This is a genomic window from Bradyrhizobium frederickii (genome assembly GCF_004570865.1).
GTDB lineage: Bacteria > Pseudomonadota > Alphaproteobacteria > Rhizobiales > Xanthobacteraceae > Bradyrhizobium > Bradyrhizobium frederickii.
In genome coordinates this window covers 91,424-116,529 of sequence record NZ_SPQS01000003.1, presented here as the reverse complement: position 1 = coordinate 116,529, position 25,106 = coordinate 91,424, and the positions used below count along the sequence as shown (strand labels likewise).

Below are 25,106 nucleotides of genomic sequence, written 5' to 3'. Positions count from 1 at the left end.
CGCTCACGCTGTTACGCCGCAGGCCCAACGGCGGCGTCGGCGAGCGCCTTCAACGTCGGGAAATGGAAGTCCGGCTTGGTCAGCGTCTCCACCGCCGGCGTGCCGCCGAAGCCGGCAATGCCCTGGCGACGCTCGATCCAGCACACCTTGTAGCCGAGCTTCCGCGCAATCCCGATGTCGTGGTACTGGCTCTGCGCGACATGCAGAATGTCGGACTGCTTGTAGCCGAAAGCGGACTGTCGCCCCCTGTTGTAGGCGAAGAATTCAGGGTTGGGTTTGGCAACGCCGGTGTCGTCGGCACACACCGTGTCGTCGAAGGGATCGCCGAGCGCGTGGGCATAGCAGGACAGCGCGACGCGGTCCGCGTTGGTCATCGCCACCAGCCGGAATTTCGTGCGCAGGCGCCTGAGCGCCTCGACCGAATCCGCGAACGGCCCCCAGCGCAGCACCGCAAGCTGGAACATGTCGCAGGCCGCATCGTCGGCGGGCAGTCCGAGCTCGGTGGCGAGGTGACGATAGACATGGAACATCGCCTCGCTGGAGCGCCCGTAGTGCTTGTCGCGGCCGCGCTTGTAGGGCTCGAAGATCTGGTCGTCGCTGAGCTCGGCCGACGTCTTGCCCGAGATCCTGCGCACCGCGGAGAGCACGCCGGCCTCGAAATCGATCAAGGTGCCGACGACGTCGAAGGTGAGAACCTTGAAATTGCTGAACGCGGCTTGGGTCGACATATCAGTTTCTTCTCTCGGTTGGACAAGGCTTGAGTTCAGTCCACCCTGGGCACGACGATGGTGTCCTCGGGGTGAAGGGTGACGGTGAGGTTGCCGCCGAGCGGCGGAATGCGGCTGTAGGCCTGGTGATAGCTCGGCTGGCGCAGGCTGAGCGCAATGCCGTTTTCGAGAGCCAGGAAAATGCGCAGGCTCTCGCCTTGATAGACGATGTCGGTGACGGTGCCGGTCAGCCGGTTGCAGGCGGCATCCTGCCCGCCATCGTCGATCAGGAGTTTTTCGGTGTGCACGGCGAGCATCAGCGCATCGCCATCGGGAATGGCGCGGGCGCTGCGCAGCAGCGCATTGCCGAGCGCGACGCTGGAGGCATCGACGCGGCGAACGGGCAGCATGGTCGCTTCCCCGATGAAGCTCGCGACGAAGGAATCGGCGGGATGATCGTGCAGCCGCTCGGGCTCGTCGATCTGGACCAGGCGGCCGTCCTTCATGACCGCGACGCGGTCGCTCATGGTCAAAGCTTCGCGCTGGTCATGGGTGACATAGATGATGGTGGCCTGGATGCGCCGGTGCAGCGCGCGCAGCTCGATCTGCATGGATTCGCGCAGCTGCTTGTCGAGCGCCGACAGCGGCTCGTCCATCAGAATCAGCCGCGGCTCGAAGATCATGGCGCGCGCGAGCGCCACGCGCTGGCGCTGGCCGCCGGAGAGCTGCGCGATGCCGCGCTCCTCATAGCCGGCGAGCCCGACCATGCCGAGCGCCGCGCGCACCTTGTCGGGCCAGATCGCTTTCGGCAGGCGGCGCGCACGCAAGGGGAAGGCGACGTTCTCGCCGACGCTCATGTGCGGGAACAGCGCGTAGTTTTGGAACACGACGCCGATATCGCGCTTGTGCGGCGGCATGTAAGTGACGTCCCGGCCGCCGAACAGGATCGTGCCCGCTGTCGGCAGGATGAAGCCGCCCAAAATTCCAAGCAGCGTGGTCTTGCCCGAGCCGGAGGGACCGAGCAGCGAGACGAACTCCCCGGCGCCGACATCGAGGGAGACGTCGTCGAGGGCGCGCACGGAGCCATAGGCTTTGCTCGCGGATCTGATCTCGACGCTTTCCGCTCGTTTGTCCAACGATCGACCTCGCCCGTCCCTGCAACGGCGTGCCTCACTGCGCGCCATAAGCCTGCTTTATAGACAGGGAATCTGAGCACTCGGGATCGAAGCGTGCACCGCACCAAATCCTTGCTCGCGAGCCCTGTCTTTAGGCTGTAATGGCGATGACAACAGACTTGGCAAAACTCGGCAATTGCCAAATTCTCACGCAGCTCATAACATGATGTTATGCCCGAGCTTCGCCGCATGCTGCCGTCGAGCAACGCCCTGTTCGTCTTCGACGCCGCGGCGCGCAATGGCAGTTTCACAGCCGCAGCCGCCGAATTGAATGTCACGCAGCCGGCGGTGAGCCGGATGCTCGGACAATTCGAGGAGCATCTCGGCGTCCGCCTGTTCGATCGCAAGGCGGGGCGCGCGGTGCTCACCGAGGAAGGCGAACTGCTCTATCGCCGCGTGCTCGACGGCTTTCGCAGCATCGAGAGCGGGCTCGTCGAGATCGAGCGGCGCCGCAAGGGCACCGAGACGGTGACGCTGTCGGTCTCATCCGCCTTCACCACGCATTGGCTGATGCCGCGCATCGACAAGCTGCAGAAGCAGTTTCCGCAGGTCGATTTGCGCTTCCAGCTCATCTCCGGCGCGTTGCGCGGGCCGGTGGAGAACGTCGACCTCGGCATGCGCTTCCGCGATCGCGACGAGCCGCCATCGGGCGGCACGCTGGTGATGAAGGAAGTCATGCTGCCGATGTGCAGCCCCTCCTATCTCGGCGAAACCGATCCCGCCGAGGGCAACACCATCATCCGCCTTGCCGAGACGCCGGGCGACTGGGCCGCGGATTACGCCTCGCTCCTCACCGGGCGCCGCGGCGCGGCCAAGGCGCTGAGCTTCACCGACTATGCCGTCGTGGTGCAGGCCGCCCTGCTCGGCCAGGGCATCGCGCTCGGCTGGCTGACGGTTGCCTCGCACTGGCTGCTGACCGGCGCGCTGGTGCCGGCCTCCGACCGGCTGACCACCACGCGCCGCGTCTGCGAATTCCTGCCGCCGCGCAACCGGCCGATGCGCCCGATCGCCGCCGAGATCCGCGACTGGATCATCGCGCAGATGCGAAGCGAGATCGCCGCGATCGACCGGCTCTATCCGAAGCTCGGCGCGATGGCGGCGTGCTATTGATTTTATTCTCCCTCTCCCCGCAAGCGACAGGACAATCGCATATGCGAGCGATCTCGCCTGTGGCCATCCTTCGAGACGCCCGCCGCTGGCGGGCCCCCAGGATGAGGAGCGGGTGCGCGGCGCGAGTTTCAAGAAGCACCAAAGCTGCTTAGCCTCATCCTGAGGAGACCGCGAAGCGGTCGTCTCGAAGGACGAGGCGCGCGCTCAGGTCCCGCAAAGCGTCATGTGCGATTGCCCTGCCGCAAGCGGGGAGAGGCGAAAAGCCTCTACCGATGCTCGATCGCACGAATCGCGCCGCGGAGCTCGGCGAGGCCGCGGAGGCGGCCGATGGCGGTGTAGCCGGGGTTGGTGCGCTTGGTGGCGGCGAGGTCGTCGAGCATGCGGTGGCCGTGATCGGGACGGAAGACGATCCTCTTGTCCGGCGACCGCCGCGCGTTCTCCTTCAAGAGCGCCTTCAGCACCGCGATCATGTCGACGTCGCCGTCGAGATGATCGGACTCGTAGAACGACAGCCCGTCGGCCTCGCGCCTGGTGGCGCGCAGATGGGCAAAGGCGATGCGGGGGCCGAAGCGCTCGGCCATTTCAGGCAGATTGTTTTCCGCACGCACGCCGAGCGAGCCCGTGCACAGGCAGATGCCGTTGGCCTTGGACGGCACCGCGTCGAACAGCGCCTGATAGTCGTCGGCTGAGGAGGCAATGCGCGGCAAGCCGAACAGCGGCCGCGGCGGATCGTCCGGATGCAGGGTCAGCGACACCCCGAGCTGCTCGGCCACCGGCGTCACGCGCGCCAGGAACTCGGCGAGATGCTGCCGCAGGATCTTTGGCGTGATATCGCGATACGTCTCCAGCCGGTCGCGGAATTGCGGGATGGTCATCGGCTCGGTGGTCGAGCCCGGCAGCGCACTGGCAATGACCATCACGAGATAGTCGATATCGGCCTGGCTCATCTGCTCGAACAGCGCCTTTGCGCGCGCCTGCTGCTCGGGCGAGTACTCCTGCACGGCCGCGGGACGCTTGAGGATATGCAGCTCGAAGGCGGCGAAACGGTCCTGGTCGAAGCGCATGGCGCGGGCGCCGTTCGGCAGCTCCCATTCGAGGTCGGTGCGGCACCAGTCCACGACAGGCATGAAATTGTAACAGATGATCTTGATGCCGGCCGCCGCGACGGCTTCAAGGCTCGCGATCCAGGCCTCGATCGACCTGGTCGCCTTGGCCCCCAGGCGCTTGACGTCGTCGGGGATCGGAATCGATTCCACCACCGACCAGGTCAGCTGCGATCGCCCCGGTTGACCGTTCTCGATAAAATTCTTGCGCTCTTCGACCGCCTTGCGCGTCCAGGCCTCTCCGATCGGGACCTGATGCAGCGCCGAGACGATGTCGGTCGCCCCGGCCTGCCTGACGTCGTCCAGCGACACGGGATCATCGGGCCCGTACCAGCGCCATCCCTCCAGCATCATGGGTCTCTCCCAATCAGTTCGCGGTCAGCACCACCTTGACGCTCTGCGAGCGGTCGAGCGCCAGCCGCAGCGCATCGGGCGCGGTCGACAGCGGCCGCTCGGCCGTGACCAGCGACAGCACGTCGACGCTGCCGGCCGAAATCAGCTCCACCGCGGTCATGAACTCGAAGCCGAAGCGGAACGAGCCGCGCAGGTCGATCTCCTTGGCCATTACCGCATTCGACGGCGTCGGGATCTGGCCGCCCGGCAGATTGCCGATCTGCACCACGATGCCGCCGCGCCTGACGATGCCGATGGCGCTGGCAAGGCCTGCCGCCGTGCCCGACACCTCGAACGCGACGTCGTATGGGCGCGAGGCCGCCTGCGCCTTGAGCCCTTCCTCGCCACCGGAGACGTTCTCGACATGCGAAGCGCCAAGCCGGGTTGCAAACGCCAGCGGCGCCGGTGCGATGTCGGCCACCGTGATGTCGGCCATGCCGGCGCGGCGCGCGGCAAGCATGGTCAGAAGCCCGATCGGGCCGGCACCGAAGATGATGCCGCGCTTGCCCTCGATATTGCCGGCGCGCGCGACCGCGTGCAGGCAGACCGCCAGCGGTTCGGCGAGCGCGGCGGCCTGGTATGACACGTGATCCGGGATCTTCACGCACTGCGCGGGGATCGCGTCGAAATAATTGGCAAAACCGCCCTGCATGTGCGGCGTCTTCGAGGCCGAGCCCATGAAGTAGATGTTCTCGCACAGATTCGGCCGGCCCTCGCGGCAGGCGACGCAATGGCCGCACCAGCGCGACGGGTTGACGGCGACGCGGTCACCGACCTTCAGATTGGCTGCCGCGCCTGCGATCTCCACGACCTCGCCCGAGATCTCGTGGCCGAGCACCAGCGGCGACTTCACCACGAAATCGCCGGTCCGGGCATGGCGGAAATAGTGCATGTCCGAGCCGCAGATGCCGCCGGCGCCAAAGCGGATGCGCACCATGCCGTCAGCGAGCCTGTCGAGCGGATGCTCGATCATGCGCAGATCTTCGGGGCCGAACAGGGTTGCGGCGAGAGCGGTCGAGGTCATTTGGAGAGCCCCATGTATTTTGGCAGCCAGAGGGTCAGTTCAGGAATGTAGGTGATCGCGATCAGCGCCAGCATCAGCGGCACCAGCCAGGGCAGGATCGCCACCGTCGTGCGTTCGACCGAGAGCTTGGCCACGCGCGCGAGCACGAACAGCACCATGCCGAGCGGCGGGTGCAACAGGCCGATCATCAGGTTCAGCGTCATGATCAGGCCGAAATGAATGGGATCGATGCCGAGCTTGAGCACGATCGGCAGCAGGATCGGCACCAGAATGGTGATCGCCGCCGTGGTGTCGATGAAGCAGCCTACGAACAGGATCAGCACGTTGGCGAGCGCCAGGAACACCCATTTGTTGTGGGTGACGCTGAGCATCCAGTCCGAGAGCGTCTGCGCGGCCTGCGACACCGTCAGCAGCCAGGCGAAGATCGAGGCGGCGGTGACGATGAACAGCACCGAGGCCGTGGTCTCGATCGTGTCGAATGTCGCCTTCGCCACCGTTTGCAGCGTCATGGTGCGGTAGCGGACCAGGCCGAGGAACAGCGACCAGATCACGGCGGCAACGGCAGCTTCCGTCGGGGTGAACCAGCCGAGCGTCATGCCGCCGATCAGGATCACCGGCGCCATCAGCGCCATCACCGCCGAGAAGTCGAAGTACCAGTCGATCGCCAGCAGCGTGCCGAGGCCGATGACGACCGCCACGTTGATCGAGAGGCCGGCCATCACCATCAGCCAGATCGCGAGCGGGAACGAGAGCACGATGACGATCTCGAGGCCCGCCGAGCCGATCTGCGGCCAGGAGAACGGCGTGTCGCTGCCCCATTTGTTCTTGTGCGCGAAATAGGTGACCGTGATCATCATGAACAAGGTCAGCACGACCCCCGGAATGACGCCGCCGAGAAACAGCGCGCCGATCGAGACGTTCGCCATCATGCCGTAGATCACGAACGGCAGCGACGGCGGGATGATGGGCCCGAGCGTCGCCGAGGCCGCGGTGACGCCGACCGAGAACTCGGTCGAGTAGCCATGGTCCTTCATCGCCTTGATCTCGATGGTGCCGAGACCGGCGGCGTCCGCGATCGCGGTGCCGGACATGCCGGAGAAGATCACCGAGCCGATGATGTTGACGTGGCCGAGGCCGCCGCGCATCCACCCCACCAGCGCGACGGCGAATTTGTAGATGCGCCCGGTGACGCCGGCGATGTTCATGAGGTTGCCCGCCAGGATGAAGAACGGCACGGCGAGCAGCGGAAAGCTCTCGACGCCGGCGATCATGCGCTGCGCCAGCGTGACGTCGGGCGTCACGCCGCTGACCAGGATGTAGAGCAGCGACGAGGCGGCCATGGCGATCGCCACGGGAACGCCGAGCAGCATCAGAACGAGAAAGCCTCCGAGCAACAGCAGCATGATGTTATATCTCCGACCCGTCGTAGGCACCGGGGCGTTCGAGGACCGAGTAACCCTGCCGCCAATGTTGCAGCGCCGCCTGCACGGAACGCAGGAACATCAGCACGAAACCGAGCAGCACGAAGTAATAGACGTAGTTCTTGGGGAAATTGATCGTGGTCATCTGCTCGTCGCCGATGATCTGGATGTAGACCCAGACCAGCTTGATGGCGTAGCCGAAGAAGGCGATCCGGATCAGGTCGATCATTGTCGACAGCGCGCGCCCCACGGGCTGCGGCAGGTAGCGGTAGAGGAGGTCGACCTGGATGTGCCGGGACAGCCGCACGCACATCGAGGCGCCGATGAAGACCACGCCGATCAGGCAATAGGTCGCGATCTCCTCGGTCCAGGCGTAGCTGTCGTTGAGCACGTAGCGGGTGAAGAACTGGAGGAAGACGGCGAGCGCCATCACCCAGAAGATCGCAAGCGTCACCCAATCCTCGAACGCGTAGATGCCGAGATCGACCTTCGGCGTCGCCTCCTCCTCGAAGGTATGGGCGATCTCCTCCGCGGTGATCTGCCGGTGTATTTCGGCGGTCGACATGGGATACCTCTCTCCAATCGTCGTTCCGGGGCGACGCTTCAGCGTCGAACCCGGAACCTCGAGATCCCGGGTTCGGTCCTGCGGACCGCCCCGGGATGACGACTACGTCGTCACTTCACCGCCTGGATCTTTTCCCAGTCGGCCTTACGGTAGCCGAAGGTCTCGAACGCGACGTTCTTCAGCACGGTGTCGCGGAACTCGTTCTTGTCGACCTCGGTCACGCTCAGGCCCTTCTCCTTGAAGAAGGCGACCAGCTTGGTCTCGTTCTGCTTGATCTCGCCGGTGGCCTTGGCGGCGGCTTCCTGCGCCACGTCGGTGAAGATCTTCTTGTCTTCGTCGCTGAGCTTCTTCCACAGGGCGCCGGCGATCACGGTGTTGAGGTGATCGACGATGTGGCCGGTCAGCACGATGTGCTTCTGCACCTCGTAGAACTTCTTGGCCTCGATCGTGGTCAGGGGATTCTCCTGCGCCTCGACGGTGCCGTTCTGGAGCGCGAGATAGACTTCGGCGAACGCGATCGGCGCGGTGTTGGCGCCACAGGCTCGCGGCATCGCGAGATAGGCGGGCACGTCGGGCACGCGTATCTTCAGGCCCTTCATGTCGGCGCAGGTCTTGATCGGCTTGTTCGACGAGGTCTGCCGCACGCCGTAATAGGTCACCGCGACGATGTGGTGGCCGCTCTTGTCCTCGTAGCCCTTGGCGAGCTCCTTGAAGATGTCGCTCTTGGTATAGGCGAGCAGATGATCGGCATCGCGGAACGTGTAGGGATAATAGGTCACGCCGATCGGCGCGAAGCTCTTGGCCGCGAAGCTCGAGCCGGAGATGATGATGTCGACCGAGCCGAGCGAGAGGCCCTGGTTGATGTCGGCCTCCTTGCCGAGCTGGGAGGCCGGATAGACGTCGATCTGGTAGCGCCCGTTGGTGCGCTTGTTGATCTCCTGCGCGGCCCAGACCGAGGCGGTGTGGAACGGCTCCGAGGTCTCGTAGACATGGGCCCATTTGAGCTTGGTCTGCGCCATGCTGGCACTGGTCGCAGCCAGCAGCGTAGCGGCGGAGATCACTGCTGCAATCGTCATCTTCTTCAACATCGACTTTTCCTCCATCGTTTAAGTCTGCTTCTTGTTCGCCCGCCCCGGCACGGATGCGGGCCGCACAATCTCATCGCCGCCGCGCGCTGCGGCCCGTGGCGCGCTTCTTCGGCGCAGGTTTTGGTTTTGGCGACTTCGCCGCGGGACGCGCGGTCCGGCTCCCTCCCGGCGACGGCCCGGCTGCGTTCTCCGCACCGAAGTTCTGCGCGAAGCGCTCCTGCGACCTCGCCAGATGGGTACGCATCGCCTCGCGCGCGGCTTGCGGATCATGCGCCGCGATCGCCTCGCGCACGGCGCGATGCTCGTCGAGCGCGGTGCGCCAGGTGCCCGGGTTCTCGAAATAATGCGCAAGCTGCGCGAAATAGGGATTGAGGCGCTGGTCGAACAGCTCGCCGACCACGCGCACCAATACGGCATTGCCGAGGCTTCCGGCGATCGCGACATGGAACGCGCGGTCGTGAACCATCGAGGCTTCGCCGGGATGCTCGACCTTCTCCATCGCGAGGAGCGAGGCGTCGATGCGGGCGATATCGTCCTTTGTCGCCACGCGTGCGGCCTGTTCGGCGATGGCGCTTTCCAGGAATTCACGGGCGCGCAGCAGCTCGAACGGCCCCTCGATGACGGACGCGGCTGCCGGCGCGGCGATTGCGGCGGGCTCGATCACATAGATGCCGGAGCCGACGCGAATGCGCAGCCGCCCCTCGACCTCGAGCGCGATCAGGGCTTCGCGCACCGTCGGCCGGGACACCTTGAGCTGCTCGGCGAGGTCGCGCTCGGTCGGCAAGCGGCTGCCGACCGCGTACTCGCCGCTGTCGATCAGGCTTCGCAATTGATCGGCGACCTGGCGATAGAGCCGTCTCGCCTCCACAGCTTCCAGCGGCACGCTGGTCCTCCCGAAAGGGCCGCGCGGGGCTTTCCCGCCCGCGGCCTGCCAATTTTGGAAAATTGGTCTTACCAATTGACCGAAGCATTGACCTGATACGGGTGCCATGTCAAGCAGCGGCAAAGCAAAGGGGAGACGTCCATGCGCCCAGGTTCCGCGCGTCTTGGCAGGGCCAATCTCGACCGGTTGCCGCCGGCCGTCCGCCGCCCGGCCTACGACCTCTCGCGCGTCACGCCCGGCATCGTGCACCTTGGTCTCGGCGCATTTCATCGCGCGCATCAGGCCGTCGTCATCGACGATTGCCTTGCCACAGGCGCCACATCATGGGGCATTGTCGGCGCGAGCCTGCGCAGCCCGGACACGCGCGACGCCCTCGCCCCGCAGGATCATCTCTACACGCTTGCCGTACGCGCCGCCGAAGGCACCGAGCATCGCGTCATCGGCGCGCTGCTCGGCAGTGTGGTCGCACGCGAGAAGCCGGCGGCCCTGGTCGAGCGGATGGCCGATCCAGCCACCCGCATCGTCTCACTCACCGTCACCGAGAAGGGCTATTGCCACACCCCGCAGACCGGCGATCTCGACGAGCGGCACCCTGACGTCGTGCATGACTTGAACAATTTCGACGCACCGCGATCGGCGCCCGGCTTCATCGTCGCGGCGCTGGCGCGGCGGCGCGCGCTCGGAGCCAAGCCCTTCACCGTGATGTGCTGCGACAATCTCGCCGCCAATGGCCACACCGCGCAGCGGATCGTGACGCAGTTCGCCGCGCTGCGCTCCAAGGATCTCGGCAAGTGGATCGCGGACAATGCCGCTTTCCCCTCGACCATGGTCGACCGTATCGTTCCTGAAACCACGGATGCCGACCGGGACGCCGTGTCATCCGCGCTGGGCCTGCGCGACGCCTGGCCCGTGATGACCGAGCCTTTCACGCAATGGGTGGTCGAGGACCGCTTCACGGCGGGCCGGCCCGATCTTGCCGCTGCCGGCGTCGAGCTCGTCAGCGACGTCAAGCCGTTCGAGCTGATGAAGCTGCGGCTGCTCAACGCTAGCCATTCGGCGCTGGCCTATCTCGGCTATCTCGCGGGCTATGAGACCATCGCCGACACCATGCAGGATCCGCATTTCGCGCGCCTCGCCGCGCGGGTGATGGAGCAGGCCGCGGTGACGTTGACGATGCCGTCTGGCACGGATCTCGCCGCCTATCGCGCCTCGCTGCTGAAGCGCTTTTCCAATCCGGCGCTGCATCACCGCACCTGGCAGATCGCGATGGATGGCTCGCAGAAGCTGCCGCAGCGCCTGCTCGGCGCGATTCAGGACCGCCTCGCCAGGAACCTTCCGATTGCAACGCATGCGCTCGCGGTGGCCGGCTGGATGCGCTACGTCGGCGCAACAGACGAACAGGGCCGCGCCATCGACGTGCGCGATCCGCTTGCCGCCGAGTTCGCAAAGCTGACCCGCGAGGCGGGGCCCGTCGCGGAGCGGCTCGCGCCTGCGCTGCTCGGGGTCGAGAAGGTGTTCGGACCACTCGGTTCGGAGCCGCGCCTGCGTGAGGCGGTCACCGCGGCCCTCGGCCGCCTCTACCAGGATGGCGCGCGGCGGGCGGTGGAGTCGCTCGTCTCGGCCTGACCACAAGCGGGCAATGCTGCACTGCGGTCCAAAATTGAACCGAAGTCGAACGGAAGTCGCGCTTGATTTTTGCCCCTCCTTGCCCCACCCGGGAGCGATGGCAAAAGACAGCAAGATCATCGCCGCCAACGCGGCCTTCTACGCCGCGTTTTCAGCAGGCGACTTCGCAAGCATGGAACAGATGTGGGCGGATGACGACGGCATTTCCTGCATCCATCCCGGCTGGCCTGCGATCGTCGGCCGCGCCACGGTGATGGGAAGCTGGCGCGACATCCTGCAAAACCCCGAGCGGCCGCAGATCGTCTGCGCCGAGCCGCAGGCGATCGTCGACGGCGACAGCGCCCGCGTGCTCTGCATCGAGATCGTGGACGGCACCGCCTTGGCCGCCGCGAACCATTTCCGCCGCGTCGGTGACGAGTGGCGCCTGGTGCATCACCAGTCGAGCCCGATCGCCCAGATTGTCGAGCAGGCTGAGGACGATAGGACGAGCCACCGCGTCCACTGAAAGCGGCGAACAAGCGGGCGTGTTCTACTGTGCATGGGGTTGTTTTTCGGTTTCTTGTTTGGCGACGTCGAGTTCCGACAGATCATCCAGCACGAACCGTGCCGCGCTGAAATCCTCGTCGCGGAAGAACATGCTGCGGGTGATCACGACCGGAATGCCGGCGCGTGAGGCCGCGATCAGGCCGTTGGCGGAATCCTCGATGGCGAGGCAGTCGGCCGCACCAAGTTTCAGCCGTGCCAGCGTTTCGAGATAGACGTCCGGCGCGGGTTTCTTGTGCCTGACGTCGTCGCCGGCGACGATGGCATCGAACTCCGCAGCCCAGCTCGCCCCCAGCGCCTGCGACAACAGCGCATCGATGTTGCCGTGCGAGGTCGTGGTCGCGATCGCGAGCCGCTGGCCGCGTGCCTTCGCCGCGGCGAGCAACTCAATCACGCCAGGCCTTAAGCGACAGCAGCCGGTCTCGACCAGCTCGGTATAATGCGCGGTCTTGATGCGGTGGAGCGCGGCGATGTCCGCATCCGACAGCGGCGGAGCGATCGCCAGCCGGGCGTGGTAGGCGCGCATCCGCTCCTTGCCGCCGGTCACCCGCAGCAGCTCCTTGTAGACGGCGCGGTCCCACTGCCAGTCGAGACCGTAACGGGCGAAGGCATGGTTGAAGGCCCGCCGATGCAGCTCCTCGGTCTCGGCCAGGGTGCCGTCGACGTCGAAGATCAGCCCGGCCGCGCGCCGGATCAGCTCGGTGGCATTCGCCGGCCCCAAGGCGAGCGCTTCTGCCTGCATGATCGAGACCTCCCTGTGACAGGCGAACATCGCCCGAGCCAGGAGGCGAGACAAATCGCAATATCTTTTGCCGGACCCAAAAATCTCTTATGAGCGAAGGACGCGCAGCTCGCGCGGGAACTTTGACCTTTCGCGGGAGACGCATGCGGCTCTTCATTCTCGGCCTCGGCTACAGCGCCTTGCATTTCGTCCGCAAACACGGCGGCGGCTTCTCGCATCTCGCCGGCACCGTGCGCGATCCGACGCAGCCGAACGACCTCGCCGGCATCGAGGTCCACGCCTTCTGCGGCAGCCCTCCGACGCGCGAGACGGTCGAGCAGGTGCGCGACGCCGACGTGCTTCTGGTGTCGATCCCGCCCGGCAGCAGCGGCGATCCCGCCATTGCAGCGTTCGGCGACGTGCTGGCGGCGGGTGGGCGCAAGATCGTCTATCTCTCCACCATCGGCGTCTATGGCGATCATGGCGGCGGCTGGGTCGACGAGAGCACCCCACCACAGGCCACGCTCGACCGCGCGCGCCTGCGCGTTGCCGCCGAGCAGGCCTGGATGGACGTTGCGCACGGCAATGCCGCGATCCTGCGGCTTGCCGGCATCTATGGTCCCGGCCGCAATGCGCTGGCAACGCTGCGCGCGGGAACGGCGCGGCGCATCATCAAGCCCGGCCAGGTCTTCAACCGCATCCATGTGGAAGACATCGCCAGTACGATCATGGCCGCCATTGGCCATGGAAGCGGCGGCACCTGGAACGTCTGCGACGACGAGCCTGCGCCGCCGCAGGACGTGATCGCCTATGCCGCGAAGCTGATGGGCGTTGCGCCACCACCGGAAGAGGCGTTCGCGACGGCAGAGATGTCGCCGATGGCCCGCAGCTTCTATGCCAGCAGCGCCCGTGTCTCCAACGCGACATTGAAGCGCGAGCTCGGCGTCGCGCTTGCCCACCCGACCTATCGGCATGGCCTCGATGCGCTGTGGCGCGCGGGCGAAGGACGATAGGGTCCGGCATTCCTGGCGCCCAGCCATGCCCCGCCCGTGCTTGACTTCGCGCCGATGCGGACGTGATCTTGGCCTCCAGCGAGCCACCGCATAACGAGCTCGCCTGGGAGGACGCAATGATCAAGACGATCGCCATGATCGCGACGGCGGCTGCCGTCATCGCATTCGGCACGGCCAGCGCCGCGCCACTGCCCGAAGTCAATCCCGACGACGTCGGCTTTTCCAAAGAGGGCCTGGCACGCCTCGACAATTTCTTCGCGCGCGAGATCGCCGCCAAGCGCGTGCCCGGCGCCGTCGTCGCCGTGGCGCGGGACGGCAAGCTGGTGCACTACAAGGCCTATGGCCTGCTCGATCCGGACAAGGACACGCCGATGCCGGTCGATGCGATCTTCGCGCTGGCCTCGATGACCAAGCCGATGGCGGCGGTCGCGGGCCTGACGCTGATGGAGCAGGGACGGCTGCCGCTCCAGGCCAAGCTGTCCAATTACTATCCGGCTTTGCCGACATGAAGGTCGGGGTGACCGAGGCCAACGGTTCGCTCAAGCTCGAGCCTCAGGCCTCGCCGATCTTCATCCACGATCTTTACTGGCACACGTGTATGGCGGCCGGCCGGACTCATCAAGCCCGGTGGCGCGGCAATACCCTGACGGCACCGCTCCGGCGATCGAAGGCGACACCCAGACCTTCATCGACCGCATCACCAAACTGCCGCTGGCGCACCAGCCCTCGACCGAGTTCGAATACGGCTTTTCGATCGACGTGCTCGGCGCGGTCGTCGAGAAAGTAAGCGAGCAGAAGCTCGGCGACTATCTCGCCGCCAATGTCTGGCAGCCGCTCGGCATGAAGGACGCGACCTTCCACCCGACCGACGCGCAGCGCCCTCGCCTCGCCCGCCCCTTCGCCAAGGATCCGCTGACCGGCAAGCCGCAAGCCATCAAGCTCCTGGACACGCCGACCAGGTTCGATTGCGGCGGCGCCTGCGCGTTCGCCACGATCGGCGACTACCTCCGCTTCGGCCAGATGCTGCTCAACGGCGGCGAACTCGACGGCCAGCGCATCCTTTCCCCGAAGACCGTGCATCACATGACGGCCAACCATCTCGGTCCCGAGATCAAGAACAACGTGGCCAATGTCGAGCCGCATCGCGCCGGCTTCGGCTTCGGCCTTTCGGTCGCGGTCCGGACCAGCGAGGGGCTGTCATCGGTCCCCGGCAACCCCGGTGAGTTCACCTGGAACGGTGCCTACGGAACGCAGTTCTTCTGCGATCCCAAGGAGCGTCTCGTCGTCGTGGTCGGAACGGCGGCGCCGGGCGAGCTCAGGAAATATTACCGCGAGCAAGTGCAGGACATCGTCTATGGCGCGATGACGAAGTGAGACCTGCGCTATTTGACGGAGAAGGGCGGCCATTAAGGCCGCCCTCGAAATTCAGCATCAGCTCAACACGCCGTACTTTCCGAATCAGGCCTGCGCCTGCGAGGCTCGCGTGCCGGACTTAGCCGTCCAGCTGCGCTGCGCCGCAACATCCATTAACCGAAAAAGACGGTTCTTTCCCGGCTCACCACATGGCCGGGGACCGCCGGCGATGCACATGCTCGCGCATTCAACGTGCTCAGCTGCAACAAATGGCACTGCGATGGCCTCAAAGACGCATCATGTTGCTCGCATATCACGAATGACCGCCTGATCACGTGCGAGCCGCCATCATTTGATTGAAATTTTTAAAGGACTTGAGCCGTGCGATTTACTCGAACTTTCTTTGTGACGTCCTAGTTCCACGGCCGGAAGTTCCAAGGCGAGCTTCCTCCCCACGCGCGGTGCACATCCGGCAACGGACGAACGGCGAGGCGGACTTCATCTCGTCCACTCCGATTGCGCTACAAAAGGCTCAATTGAATAAAGCTTTATCCGACCTGGAATTGTAATGAATTTGGCTCGCGAATCGATTGAACTGTTGGAGCAGGTCGCACGCATCCTGTGGTTCGAAGGCACCAAGCACGGCTTGCGCGACCGCGAGTGGATGGCGCTGCGGTTTCTCTCCCGCGCCAACCGCTTCTCCCGGACGCCTTCGGCGCTCGCAAGTTATGTCGGCACCACGCGCGGCACCGCATCCTTCATCATCGGAGAGCTCGAGCGGCTCGGTTATCTCGAGCGGAAACGCTCGGCCACTGACAAGCGCTCGGTGATGCTGAGCGTGACGCAGCAGGGCAAGAAATTCCTGGTGCGCGATCCCGTCAACGTTCTGGTCGAGGCGATTGCCGGGCTCGACGACGAGGTCAAGATCCGCTTCCGCGACACGCTCCGGCACGTGCTGGATCAGTCGGACACGGCCGAGCAGCGGCACCACACCGACGTCTGCAAGCGATGCATCTTCCTCCGGGAAGAGCGCACCACCACGGACAGCAAGGCGACGGCCGAGTTCAGCTGCCGCCTGTTCCGCTCGCCGATCGCGGAGGCGGAGGTCGATCTGCTGTGCATCAGCTTCGAGCATCACCGCCAATAGAAGGCGGCCTTCAGGGCGTCGCCTTGCGTGACGAATAGACGACGCCCCCGCTGGTCTCCACCACCAGGCGCCCATTCTCGTTCCTGATCTCCTCGATGCGGCCAAGGCCGGGCACCTGCTGTCCCAGCACTGCTTCGATGACGCCGTTCGGACTCTGCAGGATGGCAATTCCTTCGTAGGCCTGACGGACCGACCAACCCTTGATCACCTTGCGCGGCGCCGACACGCGCTCGGACGGAGACACCGAGCCCGTGAACTCGGGCGCTGCGACCGAGGCCATCATCGGCCCTTGCTGTGACGAGGGCTGCGATTGCACCATTGCCGGTGCCGGCGCCTGGACTTGCGCCTGAGCTTGTCCTTGGGCGAGCTTGTCGAGCTTAACCGTCGAGGACGAGCTCACCCGCTCGATGCGATCCAGGTTCTCGGCGAACCTGCCGAACCGATCATTGGTCGCCTTGCTCGATTGATCGACTGCGGTGCGGAGGCCGTCGAGATTTTCCGACACGCCCGACACCTGCTTGCGCAGCTGTGCGACGGTCTCGCGCAGGATCCGGATCTCCGTACTGGCCGCGACGTTGTTCTGCGCGGGCTGCGTGGCGAGATAGGCGATCACACCGGTGCAGGCGCACACCACAAGCATGGCTGCGACTGCCAATGTCGCGAGCGGCGCAACCCAAGGCGGCCGGGGCGGCGGGGGCTTGGCCACGATCACGGCCGGCTTGATCACGGTCGGCGCAGGCTTGGGTATCGCCATCTTGTCGAGACGCGCTTTGGCGCGAATACGTTTAAGTCCCTCGAGCGCCTCCTTGGCGAGAGCTTCATCGCTCGCCGCGGCCGACGCACGCTTTGCGCCCGCAGCAGGCCTGGTCGCTCGCGTCGTATTGTCCTTTGCATCGCGCGGCTCGGGAGCCGGCTTCGCCGTCGCGGAAACATCAGCGGTCGCGTCGGGACGAGCTTGTCCATCGGACAACATGTGAAAATGCTCCGTTCGGTTCGATCTGTCGAACGGTGACGTTATTTGTCGAAGCTTGCCTGAAACGTGCGCATCGGAAGATCTTCATCGCGCGCGCGACGACGTCACGAGGCAACAATCTCGTCACGCACGTGGCGAGAGTGCGACTCGAAAGACACACCTTCGCCAAGATTTCGCCAGGCTGAGTCTCGCCGCCGTATATGAGTCGAATTGCCGCATGGGGAAAAGCGCGGATGCGAGTCAATCCCGGGTTGAAAAACCCCCGGTTTACATGAGCCGCAGCACCACCCGAAATAGCTGTAATTGTACAGGGATACGGAACTTTAGAACCGTCACGGTGCAAAACTAGTTCAATTTCCAAATCAACTGATGCGATTGAATATATCAAGAAACAACCCGACACAAATCAACAGCATCAAGCACACGTAGCAATCGCTTTATTACGCACGCTTGATCGGGAATCGGCAATTGTTACGGTCCTGGTCAAGTGATTCTCGCCAGTTGGCGAGGAGATCGACACAGTCAGTGGCGTTCGGACGCAATGAGCAACCTGGCGCAACTGTTCTAAGTCGTTTCTCAATCCGCTCCGCGAGGCATCCGTAAGACGCCCGCCGGGCCTCACCCAGTAAGCGTTCAGTATCGAGTCGAAGTAGCAGGCCTGCGAGACGCAGGCACTGAAGGCGTAGGGCTGCCCGCGAATGTCGAAACCATAACAACGGTTCGCGGGAAGGAATGTCGTCAAACAGCACGTTGCCGAGCCGGGGCATCACAACAACCAGCCGGCCGCAACAAGTGCGAAACAGGGGCGAAAGACTGATGTATATTATCGTTGATGATCGCGAGAGCGTCGCGAACAGCTACGTCGGAGGGCTCGTTCGCGAGGGCGTATCCTCGATCGGCTTCTCCTGCGGGGAATTCTGGGACTGGCTTCAATCCGCGAGCGAATCGGATCTGGCGGCGGTCGATGCCTTCCTCCTCGGGGATTGCGATGGCCGCGCAAGCCTGCCGCGGGCCATGCGCAAGCGTTCCTCGGCTCCCATCATCGCCGTGAGCGGCCAGAAGATGCTCAAGAACACGCTCGAGCTGTTCGAATCGGGCGTCGACGATGTCGTGCATGTGCCGGTTCACCTCCGTGAGATCCTCGCCCGAACGGCCGCGATCGCGCGCCGCCGGGTGGGCGAGCTGCCCAGGCCCTGCGAGACCAGGATCCAGGTCTTCTTCAACGGCCGTGACCCCGAGATCGCGGGCCACGCCCTCACCCTGCCCCGCCGCGAACTGCGCATTCTCGAGTATATGGTCAGCAACCACGGCAAGTGGATCACCAAGACGCAGATCTTCAACGCGGTCTACGGCATCTTCGAGTCCACCTTCGACGAAAGCGTGATCGAGAGTCACGTCAGCAAGCTGCGCAAGAAGCTCCGCGACCGCCTCGGCTTCGACGCGATCGTGGCCCGGCGCTATGTCGGCTACCGTCTCGACATCCCCGCCGGCGACACGATGGACGAGCCGGAGCAGGAGCTCGACGAGGTCAGCATCCTCCTGAACAGGACGCACGCCGTCGCGGCAGCCTACCCGGCCGGCAACTGAGGCGGCCTCCAAACCAGCAACGGCCTCCGCGAACACCTTCGCGGAGGCCGTTGCACGTTTGGCGACGGCGACAATCGGATGAGCCCTGCCGAGCCGCGATGACGGCGCGCCTTTCCTTCTCCACAAGGCCGGGATTGCAAAGCGGTGACCTGAGCGCACGCCTCGTCCTTCGAGACGGCGCTGACGCGCCTCCTCAGGATGAGGCTAATCGGCGTCGGTGCATGTTGAAACGACAGCCGCGCACTCGATCCTCATCCTGAGGGCCCGCCAACGGCGGGCGTCTCGAAGGATGGCAACAGCGGAAGTCGATTCCCTATGCGATTGCTGCCACAAGGGCGGCGGGACTGGAGAGAATATCGCTGTGTCGGCCCGGCGCGATCCGACTTCAAGCCGTCGCCGCGCTACGGCTTCTGCTGGAATTCTTCCTTGGAGACGTAGTTGAAGTCCTCGACCAGGACGTCCTGGACGATGTCAGCCTGCATCCGCTCGTTGACGCGCTGCTTGATGGCCGTCGTCAGGATCGAGAGGTCGTAACGGGCGAGCTTCCTGAAGTCGAGACGGTCGTCGGCATAGATCCTGCGGAAGGCCTCGTCGACGACAAACGGCTCCGGCGGAACGTTGAGCTGGTGCATGGTCCGCGCCTCCACGGTGTAGACGAAGCGCGCGACGATATAGCCCTGCACGTTGCCGTTCTCGACCATGGGCACGCTCAGTGCCCGCGTCTTCTGGTATTGCAGCCCGTCGAGATATTCGTCCTTTGCCGGCAGCAGGCTGCCGTTTTCCTTCCAATAGGCCACCGCATAGCTCGTGCCCGCGGTGAGGATGCATACCCAGAGCCCGGCCAGCACCAGTCTGATCATGTTCCGTCCTGCGCTGCGCGACCGGTATAGGTGCCGTCCCACTCGGCCTCCTTGATCGCCTTGACGATGATGCCGGCGACCTCGCGCACCGCGTCGTAGTGCATTTCGAGGATCGCGCGATTGCGCTCGAGTTTCTCGCGCAGCCGCTGAATCTCTTCGGTGACCTCGATTTCGCCGCCGAGATGCATCCGCGCCCGCATCAGGCGGACGAATTCGAGCATGCTGCGGCTCTTGCGCGCGCTGAAGTCGTCGAAATCGATCTTTTGACCCGCCGTGAGCGCGGCCGTTTCCTCTTCGACGATGCTCTCGAGCCGGCGGATCGCAGACAGCAGGCCGCGCACCTCGTCCGACCTCGCCGCGTTGGCGCCGTCGACCACGGCCTCGCTGCTCACGACCGGCAGCAACACGGGCAGCAGCGCATCGTCTGCCGCCGCCTCCGTCGCGATCACCTCGATATCCGCGACCGGCTGTTCGATCACCATGGCCGCCGCGCCGTCTTGTGCCTGCATAGGAAATTCACCCCTCAACGTGTGTCACTTATTCTTCGGATCGTTATCCGGCCTTGCCTGGCGTGCTCGGTGCCGGCGGATGCGCGGCGGCGAGCCGCTCGGCGATGCCGATGCCCTTGCCCTTTGCCAGCTGGTTGCCAAGCTGCTCCGCCAGCATCGACTTCCAGACGCCGCCGGCCGTGCCCTTGCCGAAGACCTCCTCCGATTCCTTCGGCAACATCGTCTCGACGAAAGTCTGGAGTATGAAAGCCTCGAACTTCCGATAGACCTCGCCTGACGCCGGCGCCTTGATCACCCGAACCGGCTCGCCGTTCAACGCGTCCGACTGCACCTCGGCCGCCTTTGCTGCGGGTTGCCCGGCGCCAGCCGCCGCCTTGCCGGCCTCGGCAACCATCGTGGCGGCGAAGTCGGCATCGGAAGATTTCAGCGCATCGAGCTTCGCGGTCGCCGCGCGCTGCGTCACGGGATCGGCGGCCTCGAGGACGTCGAGAACGAGGTCTGGCGTCGCTGTCACGATCATGTCTTGTTCCGGTTGGCTGGCCGTGGCGTCCACGCGCGCACGGCGGGGCTTAGTCCCGTCATCTCGTCGAGAGCCCGCTTCTCCGCGTCGCGGAGCTTGTCGGCCAGCGCCGCCTTCGCGACCTCCTCGAGCTGCTTCACGCGGCGGTTCTCGGCGCGGACCTGATCGAGCTGCTGTGCGGCCTGCGCCTGCACCGCGCGCGCACCGACGCTCGTCCTGTTCAAGCGCCGCGCGATCGATTCGCTCGACGAGCCCGCCGGCGGCTTGCCGTCGTTCAAGGCTCCCACCAGCCATTCCTGTTCGTCCTGCAGGCTGCGCTCCTGCTGCCGCAACTGCGCAAGCTGCCATTCGGACAGCCGGAGCTGGAGCTTCACCAGCGAGACCATCCGGCCGAGCTTGTCCGCGCGCGAGGTCATCACCGCTCACTCCGCAAGCCACGACGAGACGCCGAGCATGAATTGCGTCAGCAGTTCGTCGCTGGTGAGGTAGAGCAGCAGGAAGCCCCCGAACAGCACGAAGGGCACGGAGATGAAATAGACCGGAATCGCCGGCGTCAGCTTGTTGATCAGGCCGACCGCCAGGTTGACGATCACGGAATAGACGATGAAGGGGCTGGTGATCCGCAGCGTCAGCACGAACGCCTCCGACAGGCGACCGACGAGCTGGTCGAGCGCCATGCTGCCGCCGAGCCTGTCACCGGGATGCCAGACGTCGTAGGAGTTCATCAACCCGCGCAGCACCTGCCAGTGCTGGTCGGTCATGAAGAACAGCGTGGTGACGGCCGCCATGATCAGCGGCACCAGTGCCGGCGCCGGATCGGTGTCGCCGACCGGCGTGCCCGGGATGTTGCTGAGGCCGATCGCGCTCGCCATGACGGTCGCCATGGTCTGGAGCGCGAGGAAGAACACCCGCCCGCCGAGCCCGATGACACTGCCGACCAGCAGCTCGGAGCAGATCAGGAGCGCCAGCGTCAGGGGCGCCGCGTTGTCCGTGAGGGGTTTCAGCACCGCGATCAGGATCGGCGCCAGCGCAAAGGTCGTGACCAGCGCGACGAACAGGCGGACCTGGGCCGGAACGTTGACGCTGGAATAGCCGGGCACCAGCATCAGGCAGGCGCCGATGCGACAGAACACGATGAACGTCACCAGCACGCTGTCGGCGAGGCCAGAGATCACGAGATGGCTCCCAGTGCCCTGATCTCGGCACTGCGCGCGACCTCGACATGCGACAGCACCGGCAATGTCGGGAACACCCGCTCCAGGATCATCCGGACATAGGGACGCGCTTCGGGGGTCACCGCCAGCACCACGCTGGTGCCGCTCTCGGTGAACTTGCGGATCGCAGCGCTGGCTTCGGTCGCGAACTGCTCGATCAGGCGCGGATCGGCGTCGAACTCGACGACGTCGCCCTTGGCGTCGCGCTTCAGGCTCTGGTGGAATGCGAGGTCCCAGCGATTGCCGAGACGGACGACGTTGAGCACGCCGTCGTCGGAGAGGTCGCCGCAAATCTGCTGGGCAAGCCGCGTCCGCACGTGCTCGGCAACCTGCTCGGAGCGCCGCACGTGGGGCGCGATCTCGGCGATCGCCTCGAGGATGAGGTGGAGGTTGCGAATGGAGACCCGCTCGGCCAGCAGGATCTTCAGGATCGCCAGCAGACCCGAATAGGAGATCTGCGACGGGCAGAGGTCCTCGACCAGCCGCTTATACTCGGGATCGAGCCGGTCCAGCAGCGCGCGCATATCCTTGTAGGACAAGAGCTGGGCGAGGTTCGCCCTGATCACTTCGCTCAAGTGCGTGAGCAGCACCGACAGATTGTCGACCGGCTTGCAGCCCTGCCGCTTGACCTCGTCGGTGAAGGCTTCCGTCACCCACAGCGCCTTCATGCCGAAAGCGGGCTCGATCACCTCCTCGCCCGGCACGTCGGGCTTGCCGTCCTTGTCGACCAGCACGAGCACCTCGCCGAGCCTGAGCTCGCCATGGGCGACGCGGGTGTCGTGGATCCGGATCTGGTAGCCCTTGGGATCGATCGAGAGATTGTCGGTGAGCTTGATCTCGGGAATGACGAAGCCGTACTGCTTGGCGAACTTCTTGCGGATCTTGGCCACGCGGTGCGCGAGCTCGGTGCGCGAGCCCAGCAGATGGACCGAAAGGTGGCCGCCGAGCGCCAGCTCGATCTCGGCGGTCTTGAGCTGCTCCTTGACGGATTCCTTGGCCTCGGCCTGGGCGCGCTCGTCGGCCTTGAGGGCCGCCTCCTTGCGCTCCCGGGCGGCCTGCCGCCTCGGCAGCGTATAGCCGACGAAGGCCATGACACCGCCGAGCAGCACGAAGGGCGCCATCGGCAGGCCCGGCATCAGGGCGAGCACGAACATCATCAGGGCGGCGGCCGACACCGCGCGCGGATAGCCGCCGAGCTGCCGCAGCACCGCCTGCTCCGCCGATCCCCGGGTGCCGCCCTTGGAGACCAGCAGGCCCGCCGACAGCGACACGATCAGCGCCGGCATCTGCGACACCAGACCATCGCCAACGGAGAGCTTGGTATAGACGTCGGCGGCGCGCGTCAGGGTCAGCCCGTGATGGGTGACGCCGATGACGATGCCGCCGAAGATGTTGATTGCGGTGATGATGAGCCCGGCAATGGCGTCGCCGCGGACGAATTTCGAGGCACCGTCCATGGCGCCGAAGAACGCGCTCTCCTCTTCGAGCTCGCGGCGGCGGCGCTGCGCTTCCTTGTCGTCGATCAGGCCGGCGGACAAATCCGCGTCGATCGCCATCTGCTTGCCGGGAATGGCGTCCAGAGTGAAGCGCGCGCCGACTTCGGCGATACGGGTCGCGCCCTTGGTGATCACGACGAAGTTCACGGTGACCAGGATGGCGAAGATGATCAGGCCGATGACGAAGTCGCCGCCCATGACGAACTTCGAGAAGCCGGCGACGACGTAGCCGGCGGCGTGCTCGCCCTCCCCGCCTCGCGACAGGATCAGGCGCGTCGTCGCGATGTTCAGCGCCAGGCGCAGGATCGTCGCGATCAGCAGCACGGTCGGGAAGGCCGAGAAGTCGAGCGGCCGCTGAATCCACAGCGCGACCATCAGGATCAGCGCCGACAGCGCGATCGAGAACGCAAGGCCGAGGTCGATCAGGATCGGGGGAATCGGCAGGAACAGAATCGTGAGCATGGTCACGATGCCGGCCGCGAAGAAGGCGTCGGCCCCGAGGCGGCGCGGGCTGGGCAGGCTAGCAGCTAACGTATCGGCCATGGGTCACCGGCAGAGGGGTCCGGTTCGCAATCTGCCGCGCAAAGCTTACGCGAGGGTGGTGGCCGGGGCTGGCGGGATCAGAAGCCGTGCTCGATCCGCGAATAGACCATCTCGGTGAAGGTGGAGAGATGGGCGCCGATGAAGGAACCGGAGACGGCAACGACCAGCAGAATGACGATGATCTTCGGAACGAAGGTCAGCGTCATCTCCTGGATCTGGGTGAGGGCCTGGATCAGCGCGATCACGGTGCCGACCAGCATCGCGGCGCCGACCGCGGGCCCGGAGGCGACGATGATGGTCCAGATCGCCGCCTGGACGATATCGAGAGCGTCGCGTTCGTTCATGACTGGCTGATCGTAAGTCCGGGCCCGACCGCGACCTTGGTGCCGTCCTGGAGGGTCGCGATGGAGCCGTCGCTGTTGATGGCGACCGAAACGACCTTGCCGCTGAAGCTGGCACCGGTGGAGTCGGTGAAGCTGACGGTCTTCCCGATCAGGCCGTTGGCCTGCGACAAGGACTGCGACGACAGCAGCGCGTCCAACTTCGAGTTCGTCTGCATCGCCTGCTCGACCGTCGAGAGCTGGGCGAACTGGCTCATATATTGCGAAGTGTCCATCGGATTGGTCGGATCCTGGTTCTTCATCTCGGCGATCAGGAGCTGAAGAAACGTGTTGTAGTCGACGCTGTTGCTCGACGTCGTCGTGGTCTGGCTGGTCAAATCGGACTTGCCGGTCGTATCGGTCGCGCTGGTGACGTTCATGTCTCTCTCCGCTGTCAGGCAGCCTCGACGGGGGAAACGGGGGTGGCGCCGGCCAGGATTGCCTGCTCCACCGGGAACAGGGCCCGGATCCGCTTGAGCGCCTCGAAGTAACGCGTCGCCTGGACCAGCTCGTCGACCGCGCCGAGGCCGTCCAGCATCTCGCGGCTCTCGCACACGGCACACAGGGCGGCGTGATGCTGCGCGTAGAGCGCCGCGGCGTCGCGGATGTCGGTCGGATTCATCAGCATGAGCTGGACGATGAAATAGAGCTGCCGCAGCGCCGTGGTGGCGTCGGACGCCTGCATGACCTGCCCTTCGAGCAGGAACATCACGTCGTTGACGAGTTCGACGGAGACCTTGCGGTCCACGCGAAGCACCGCGCCGTTGATGTAGATGCGTTCGCCCGCCCGCAATGAGACTTTCATCAAAGCGCGTCTCGGATCAGGCGGTTGATTTCGATGAGCTGCATCACGTCGTTCGATCTCTCCTCGCGAAGGCGATCGGCTTCCTTGACGACCCACAGGCCGATCGAGATGATGTCGGCGCGCAGCTTGTCCGGCAGCCCGTTTTCCGGGTGCGAGAGATCCTCGATGAAGATCGTCCAGAGCCGCCGCACATAGAGCAGGCTCTCGACCAGGTCCTCGAGGCTGAAGCGCCCCTTCTGGAGTCGTTCGAGCCGATCGATGCCGAGGCTGAGCGCCTGCCGCTCGCGGCCCCGCGCTTCAAAGCCACTCTCGTCGACGACCGATTCATAGGCTTCAAACGTCATCAG

The 25,106-nt window shown here is 65.1% G+C and carries 26 protein-coding genes and 1 pseudogene; 7 read left to right on the top strand and 20 right to left on the bottom strand.

What is annotated here, in order from left to right; genetic code table 11:
• Positions 1-11: 11 nt before the first annotated feature.
• Positions 12-728 carry an HAD family hydrolase gene (locus E4K64_RS06040; RefSeq protein WP_135162641.1) on the bottom strand — a complete coding sequence of 239 codons (717 nt, stop codon included), beginning with the start codon at positions 726-728 and terminating at the stop codon, positions 12-14.
• A gap of 35 nt (positions 729-763) precedes the next feature.
• Entirely contained in the window at positions 764-1,843 is a 1,080-nt protein-coding gene (locus E4K64_RS06035) for an ABC transporter ATP-binding protein (RefSeq protein WP_167771835.1), read from the bottom strand.
• A 210-nt stretch (positions 1,844-2,053) separates the two neighbouring features.
• Between E4K64_RS06035 and E4K64_RS06030 the strand changes: the two genes are divergently transcribed.
• On the top strand, positions 2,054-2,992 hold the full coding sequence (locus E4K64_RS06030; protein ID WP_135162639.1) for a LysR family transcriptional regulator: 939 nt from the start codon (positions 2,054-2,056) through the stop codon (positions 2,990-2,992).
• 266 nt (positions 2,993-3,258) lie between these two features.
• Here E4K64_RS06030 and uxuA read toward each other — a convergent pair whose 3' ends face one another.
• The 6 genes from uxuA to E4K64_RS06000 all read right to left on the bottom strand — a co-directional run bounded on the left by uxuA (position 3,259) and on the right by E4K64_RS06000 (position 9,469).
• Positions 3,259-4,449 (bottom strand): mannonate dehydratase, encoded by a 1,191-nt coding sequence (gene uxuA, locus E4K64_RS06025; protein ID WP_135162638.1) that lies wholly within the window; start codon positions 4,447-4,449, stop codon positions 3,259-3,261.
• Between the two features lie 13 nt (positions 4,450-4,462).
• A complete protein-coding gene (locus E4K64_RS06020; protein WP_135162637.1) occupies positions 4,463-5,512 on the bottom strand; it encodes an L-idonate 5-dehydrogenase in 1,050 nt (349 codons plus the stop codon).
• Positions 5,509-6,915: a TRAP transporter large permease gene (locus E4K64_RS06015; protein ID WP_126255067.1), complete on the bottom strand. Its 1,407-nt coding sequence runs from the start codon at positions 6,913-6,915 to the stop codon at positions 5,509-5,511. The genes E4K64_RS06020 and E4K64_RS06015 overlap by 4 nt, the downstream gene beginning before the upstream one ends.
• Positions 6,916-6,919: 4 nt before the next feature.
• A complete protein-coding gene (locus E4K64_RS06010) occupies positions 6,920-7,498 on the bottom strand; it encodes a TRAP transporter small permease (RefSeq protein WP_135162636.1) in 579 nt (192 codons plus the stop codon).
• Positions 7,499-7,608: 110 nt separating this feature from the next.
• A complete protein-coding gene (locus tag E4K64_RS06005) occupies positions 7,609-8,574 on the bottom strand; it encodes a sialic acid TRAP transporter substrate-binding protein SiaP (protein ID WP_430642480.1) in 966 nt (321 codons plus the stop codon).
• Positions 8,575-8,656: 82 nt separating this feature from the next.
• Positions 8,657-9,469, bottom strand: coding sequence for a FadR/GntR family transcriptional regulator (locus E4K64_RS06000; RefSeq protein ID WP_135162634.1), 813 nt, complete (start codon positions 9,467-9,469; stop codon positions 8,657-8,659).
• A gap of 141 nt (positions 9,470-9,610) precedes the next feature.
• Here E4K64_RS06000 and E4K64_RS05995 point away from each other — a divergent pair, with 141 nt between their 5' ends.
• Both E4K64_RS05995 and E4K64_RS05990 read left to right on the top strand, forming a co-directional pair.
• Positions 9,611-11,095, top strand: a complete 1,485-nt coding sequence (locus tag E4K64_RS05995; protein ID WP_135162633.1) for a mannitol dehydrogenase family protein — start codon at positions 9,611-9,613, stop codon at positions 11,093-11,095.
• A gap of 97 nt (positions 11,096-11,192) precedes the next feature.
• Positions 11,193-11,600 carry a nuclear transport factor 2 family protein gene (locus E4K64_RS05990; protein ID WP_135162632.1) on the top strand — a complete coding sequence of 136 codons (408 nt, stop codon included), beginning with the start codon at positions 11,193-11,195 and terminating at the stop codon, positions 11,598-11,600.
• 24 nt (positions 11,601-11,624) lie between these two features.
• On the opposite strand, the gene E4K64_RS05985 is transcribed toward E4K64_RS05990, so the two are convergent.
• A complete protein-coding gene (locus tag E4K64_RS05985; RefSeq protein WP_167771833.1) occupies positions 11,625-12,380 on the bottom strand; it encodes an HAD family hydrolase in 756 nt (251 codons plus the stop codon).
• A gap of 143 nt (positions 12,381-12,523) precedes the next feature.
• Between E4K64_RS05985 and E4K64_RS05980 the strand changes: the two genes are divergently transcribed.
• From E4K64_RS05980 to E4K64_RS05970, 3 genes and pseudogenes are all read left to right on the top strand, one after another.
• Positions 12,524-13,372, top strand: a complete 849-nt coding sequence (locus E4K64_RS05980; protein WP_135162631.1) for an SDR family oxidoreductase — start codon at positions 12,524-12,526, stop codon at positions 13,370-13,372.
• 116 nt (positions 13,373-13,488) lie between these two features.
• Positions 13,489-14,746: pseudogene (locus E4K64_RS05975) on the top strand (serine hydrolase domain-containing protein).
• A gap of 547 nt (positions 14,747-15,293) precedes the next feature.
• Positions 15,294-15,872: a MarR family winged helix-turn-helix transcriptional regulator gene (locus E4K64_RS05970; RefSeq protein WP_135162630.1), complete on the top strand. Its 579-nt coding sequence runs from the start codon at positions 15,294-15,296 to the stop codon at positions 15,870-15,872.
• A 10-nt stretch (positions 15,873-15,882) separates the two neighbouring features.
• On the opposite strand, the gene E4K64_RS05965 is transcribed toward E4K64_RS05970, so the two are convergent.
• Positions 15,883-16,845 (bottom strand): hypothetical protein, encoded by a 963-nt coding sequence (locus E4K64_RS05965; RefSeq protein WP_135162629.1) that lies wholly within the window; start codon positions 16,843-16,845, stop codon positions 15,883-15,885.
• 816 nt (positions 16,846-17,661) lie between these two features.
• Between E4K64_RS05965 and E4K64_RS05955 the strand changes: the two genes are divergently transcribed.
• Positions 17,662-18,432 carry a winged helix-turn-helix transcriptional regulator gene (locus E4K64_RS05955; protein ID WP_167771832.1) on the top strand — a complete coding sequence of 257 codons (771 nt, stop codon included), beginning with the start codon at positions 17,662-17,664 and terminating at the stop codon, positions 18,430-18,432.
• A 401-nt stretch (positions 18,433-18,833) separates the two neighbouring features.
• On the opposite strand, the gene E4K64_RS05950 is transcribed toward E4K64_RS05955, so the two are convergent.
• The 10 genes from E4K64_RS05950 to flaF form a co-directional block, all read right to left on the bottom strand.
• Positions 18,834-19,292, bottom strand: a complete 459-nt coding sequence (locus E4K64_RS05950) for a hypothetical protein (protein ID WP_126255056.1) — start codon at positions 19,290-19,292, stop codon at positions 18,834-18,836.
• On the bottom strand, positions 19,289-19,801 hold the full coding sequence (locus tag E4K64_RS05945; protein WP_135162627.1) for a flagellar biosynthesis protein FlgN: 513 nt from the start codon (positions 19,799-19,801) through the stop codon (positions 19,289-19,291). Before E4K64_RS05945 ends, E4K64_RS05950 begins: the two co-directional genes overlap by 4 nt.
• 43 nt (positions 19,802-19,844) lie before the next feature.
• The gene (locus tag E4K64_RS05940) at positions 19,845-20,321 is read right to left on the bottom strand and encodes a rod-binding protein (RefSeq protein ID WP_167771831.1); all 477 of its coding nucleotides are present in this window, start codon (positions 20,319-20,321) and stop codon (positions 19,845-19,847) included.
• Positions 20,318-20,737, bottom strand: a complete 420-nt coding sequence (locus E4K64_RS05935; RefSeq protein ID WP_135162625.1) for a hypothetical protein — start codon at positions 20,735-20,737, stop codon at positions 20,318-20,320. The genes E4K64_RS05940 and E4K64_RS05935 overlap by 4 nt, the downstream gene beginning before the upstream one ends.
• Positions 20,738-20,743: 6 nt before the next feature.
• Positions 20,744-21,496, bottom strand: a complete 753-nt coding sequence (gene fliR / locus E4K64_RS05930; protein WP_126255052.1) for a flagellar biosynthesis protein FliR — start codon at positions 21,494-21,496, stop codon at positions 20,744-20,746.
• The gene (gene flhA / locus E4K64_RS05925) at positions 21,493-23,574 is read right to left on the bottom strand and encodes a flagellar biosynthesis protein FlhA (RefSeq protein ID WP_135162624.1); all 2,082 of its coding nucleotides are present in this window, start codon (positions 23,572-23,574) and stop codon (positions 21,493-21,495) included. Before flhA ends, fliR begins: the two co-directional genes overlap by 4 nt.
• Before the next feature lie 77 nt (positions 23,575-23,651).
• Entirely contained in the window at positions 23,652-23,918 is a 267-nt protein-coding gene (fliQ, locus tag E4K64_RS05920) for a flagellar biosynthesis protein FliQ (RefSeq protein ID WP_126255050.1), read from the bottom strand.
• Complete coding sequence (gene flgD / locus E4K64_RS05915; RefSeq protein WP_126255049.1) at positions 23,915-24,334, bottom strand: flagellar hook assembly protein FlgD; 420 nt, start codon at positions 24,332-24,334, stop codon at positions 23,915-23,917. Before flgD ends, fliQ begins: the two co-directional genes overlap by 4 nt.
• A gap of 14 nt (positions 24,335-24,348) precedes the next feature.
• Complete coding sequence (flbT, locus tag E4K64_RS05910; protein ID WP_135162623.1) at positions 24,349-24,759, bottom strand: flagellar biosynthesis repressor FlbT; 411 nt, start codon at positions 24,757-24,759, stop codon at positions 24,349-24,351.
• Positions 24,759-25,103, bottom strand: a complete 345-nt coding sequence (gene flaF, locus E4K64_RS05905; protein ID WP_167771830.1) for a flagellar biosynthesis regulator FlaF — start codon at positions 25,101-25,103, stop codon at positions 24,759-24,761. Before flaF ends, flbT begins: the two co-directional genes overlap by 1 nt.
• Between the last annotated feature and the right edge of the window lie 3 nt (positions 25,104-25,106).